Annotated in this window: 4 protein-coding genes; 2 read left to right on the top strand and 2 right to left on the bottom strand. The window is 52.6% G+C overall.

Annotated elements, in window-relative coordinates; genetic code table 11:
- Nucleotides 1–382 precede the first annotated feature (382 nt).
- Complete coding sequence (clcA, locus tag PuT2_RS15565; RefSeq protein ID WP_093971908.1) at nucleotides 383–1,684, top strand: H(+)/Cl(-) exchange transporter ClcA; 1,302 nt, start codon at nucleotides 383–385, stop codon at nucleotides 1,682–1,684.
- A gap of 26 nt (nucleotides 1,685–1,710) precedes the next feature.
- Here clcA and PuT2_RS15560 read toward each other — a convergent pair whose 3' ends face one another.
- Nucleotides 1,711–1,881: a DUF3470 domain-containing protein gene (locus tag PuT2_RS15560; protein WP_093971907.1), complete on the bottom strand. Its 171-nt coding sequence runs from the start codon at nucleotides 1,879–1,881 to the stop codon at nucleotides 1,711–1,713.
- A 204-nt stretch (nucleotides 1,882–2,085) separates the two neighbouring features.
- Here PuT2_RS15560 and PuT2_RS15555 point away from each other — a divergent pair, with 204 nt between their 5' ends.
- Entirely contained in the window at nucleotides 2,086–2,811 is a 726-nt protein-coding gene (locus tag PuT2_RS15555; protein WP_093971906.1) for a GNAT family N-acetyltransferase, read from the top strand.
- Between the two features lie 137 nt (nucleotides 2,812–2,948).
- On the opposite strand, the gene PuT2_RS15975 is transcribed toward PuT2_RS15555, so the two are convergent.
- Nucleotides 2,949–3,158, bottom strand: a complete 210-nt coding sequence (locus tag PuT2_RS15975) for a hypothetical protein (RefSeq protein ID WP_216820837.1) — start codon at nucleotides 3,156–3,158, stop codon at nucleotides 2,949–2,951.
- Nucleotides 3,159–3,323: the final 165 nt, after the last annotated feature.

Here is a 3,323-nt window from a genome sequence, read left to right as displayed (position 1 = left end):
CAGCGTCCACTTCTGGCCGATGGTAGCCAAACAACTAATGACGGAATCCGACTCATAGCGGCCATCCAGAAAGAACAATAAAACCGCTGTTCAGCTAGTGGGTCTATGCAACGCTAGCCTGCAATGAACTGCTCAATACAACGGGGAGCTCGGCGACAACAGCAAGTATTTAAGCAATCGACTCCATTCCGTGAGCCCCCATCTGCGTCAATGGGTCACCAGTTTCAAACCGATGCCGGTGGACGCATTGCTCTTTAAGTGTACGGAACACTCTTTACACCATTGAATCAAGCATTTGAACCTTAGCAACCTACCACCCGTGCAAAAATAACATCCGGATTCAGGCGTTAAACTCAGGGCCCAACAATAAACCTGCTAACTGATGAGTCCTAAATCCATCTCAGACGCACGCCACTTTGCCGCAGCCGCTCTGGTAGGCGTACTTGTTGGCCTGATAGGCGGGCTTTTTCACGTGGCCATTGATAGCGTTTCACGCTGGCCTGCATGGCTTGCCAGTCATACAAACGGCTGGTTGCACCTGACCCTCAGCGGGCTGATCACTGCTTTGATCACTGTACTCTGTGTTCTGGTGGTGCGACGCGTTGCACCTGAAGCCGCTGGCAGCGGAGTTCAGGAAATTGAGGGTGCCATGGATGGAGTGCGCATCATCCGCTGGCAACGCATTTTGCCGGTTAAATTTTTTACTGGCATTCTCTCAATCGGATCCGGTCTGGTACTGGGCCGCGAAGGCCCAACAATCCATATCGGCGCATCGATTTCGGCCTGGCTTTCGAACAAGACAAGGCAGGCAGAACACGAGCACAAAGGCCTTCTGGCGGCGGGTGCTGCAGCAGGTCTTGCATGTGCCTTCAACGCACCGGTGGCCGCTTTGCTCTTCGTGGGTGAAGAAATGCGGCGGCAATTCCCGTTCTCGTTCCGGAACTTCATGGCAGTGGCCATAGCCTGTGTACTGGCCACGGCGTTTGCCAGCCTGGTCACGGGGGCAAGCCCGGGCCCTGATCTACACCTCGCAATACAGGCAAGCCCGCTTGCTCTGACTGTACTACCAGCCTTCGTTGTGCTGGGCGGCCTGCTGGGGCTTCTGGGCCTGGCTCTGAACAAGGGGCTGCTGTTTGCTTCCAGCCTGAGTGCTTTTTGTCATAAACACTTACCCTATGCGTTTCCCGCGACCGTCGGCCTGTCGGTTGGACTTCTGCTGGTGGCTTTTCCCTCGGCCGTTACAGGCGGCGAGAAACTGATCCAGCAACTCAGCACCACGCCACCTGCACTCGGCGTGCTGCTGACACTGGTTGTCGTCCGGTTTCTAACAACAACGGCCAGTTATGCCACGGGTGTTCCTGGCGGCATCTTTGCGCCGATTCTCTCGCTGGCTTTTTGCGCAGGGCTGGGGTTCGGCACACTTGCAAACAGTTTGCCAGCCCTACATGGCCTGGATCCTGTTGTGTTCGGCATTGCGGCCATGGGTGGCCTGTTCGCTGCCTCGGTGCACGCGCCAACGGTCGGCATCATTCTGATTGCAGAACTGACCGGTGCCTATAGCCTGCTGCTGCCCCTTATGATCACCTGCATGAGTGCCTACATTACGGCCAAATGGCTTGGGGGCAAGCCTATTTACGAGGAACTGCTGGAACGTGTGCTGAAACAGACAAGCACACGCTCATAGGCTGCACACGGCCAGTCGGCCTTGCCTTACTGCTCCGTGTCGTAATGTTCCAGGAAGTGCAACTTGTTTTTCACTTTGGCCAAGGCCCGGTAATCAAGCCAGGGAGCCTTGGCCTGAGTGATGCTTTTCCTGCGAGCATCCTGTGAAAGGTCGCGGTTGATTTTCAAAAAATGCGCCTGGTCCGGGCTGATCGACATACACCAGAGGAAATGGGCGACGCTGTTACATCAGTGGGAACCGGAGCAGTGTGAGGCAGAGCGTTTTTGATTAAGTATGACCAGCCGCTTTTAGCCTAATAAAGACGTTCAGCTGCATTTCTTCGTATCAAAATGGTCTTTGCCAATTCACATCAATTAGACTTTTTAGCATGATTTCTTGTGGCGCATAGGGGAAGTGGATTTATGAGTAATGTGTTTAATCCGTTAGGCCAGTTGCTTGGTATGCCAGTTACTGATTGGCAAGGAGCAACACGGCCGACTCCTGAAGTTCGGGGAGGGCGTTTTTGTCGTTTGGAACCACTTAATCCCTCGGTTCATGCCAAAGACTTGTACGCTGCGTTTTCGCTGGATAGCGAAGGGAGAAATTGGACTTATCTTCCCTACGGGCCGTTTGAATCGTTTGAAGACTTTACTTCCTGGTTGATCGGTTGCGGCCAGGACCAAGATGTCCTGTTTTTTGCGATCATCAATCTGGAATCGAATACGCCGGTTGGGATTGCAAGTTACTTAAGGATTTCGCCTGAGCAGGGAAGTATTGAGGTTGGACATTTGAATTTCTCGCCACTTATGCAGCGTACACCGATCGCGACGGAAGCGATGTGGTTGATGATGAAAGAAGCTTTTGCGCTTGGGTTTCGGCGCTATGAATGGAAGTGCAATGCACTGAATCGAGCATCGCGTCGCGCGGCGCAGCGGCTGGGCCTGTCGTTTGAAGGCGTGTTCCGGCAGGCGGCGGTAGTCAAAGGGCATAACCGTGATACCGCATGGTACGCCGCTATTGATTGCGATTGGCCGGCGATAAATGACGCGTTGACTCATTGGCTTAGCCCAGATAATTTTGATGCGCAGGGGCGTCAGCGTGTGTCTCTTTCGTCGCTGACGCGACCGTTGCTCGTTGCTGTAGGTTGATGTGGAATCGGAATCATGCGGTCATGAGACTGTGATAAACCATTTGTGTTGCATAGCATCGAAGTCGGTACGTATGTTTGACGGTAGAGAGCTGACCGAATCCAGAACGATGAGTAAGCCGACCAATTGCTTGAAAACTACCCCTGCCAAAAATTTTTCTCGTTTTTTTGGTAGTGCTTGATGGATAACAGTGCCAGATCGGGCGGGCCGTCCCACGATTCAAATGGTATTTCATTGTCGAACGTGACAAAACCTCTGGCAGACAGCAGGCGTCTGATGTATTGGGTGTCAGACCATAGAGATTGATCTGTGGCATGAATTCCCATCGCGTTGGCGATGCGTTTCATCTGTGCGTAGGTGAGTCCTGAAATGTTCGCCATTGTTTAGAAAGACGTATTTGAGGGCTGTCGCTTTTTAGGTGATGGCCTTATTTATTTCAAAGTCGCTAGATGATTTGTACGGATTGGGATATAACTTGTTGCAAGTCAGCTATCGGCCAGAAGTGGACGCTG

The organism is Pusillimonas sp. T2 (genome assembly GCF_002236805.1).
Taxonomy (GTDB): domain Bacteria; phylum Pseudomonadota; class Gammaproteobacteria; order Burkholderiales; family Burkholderiaceae_B; genus Neopusillimonas.
This window is presented reverse-complemented; position numbering and strand designations above follow the sequence as displayed.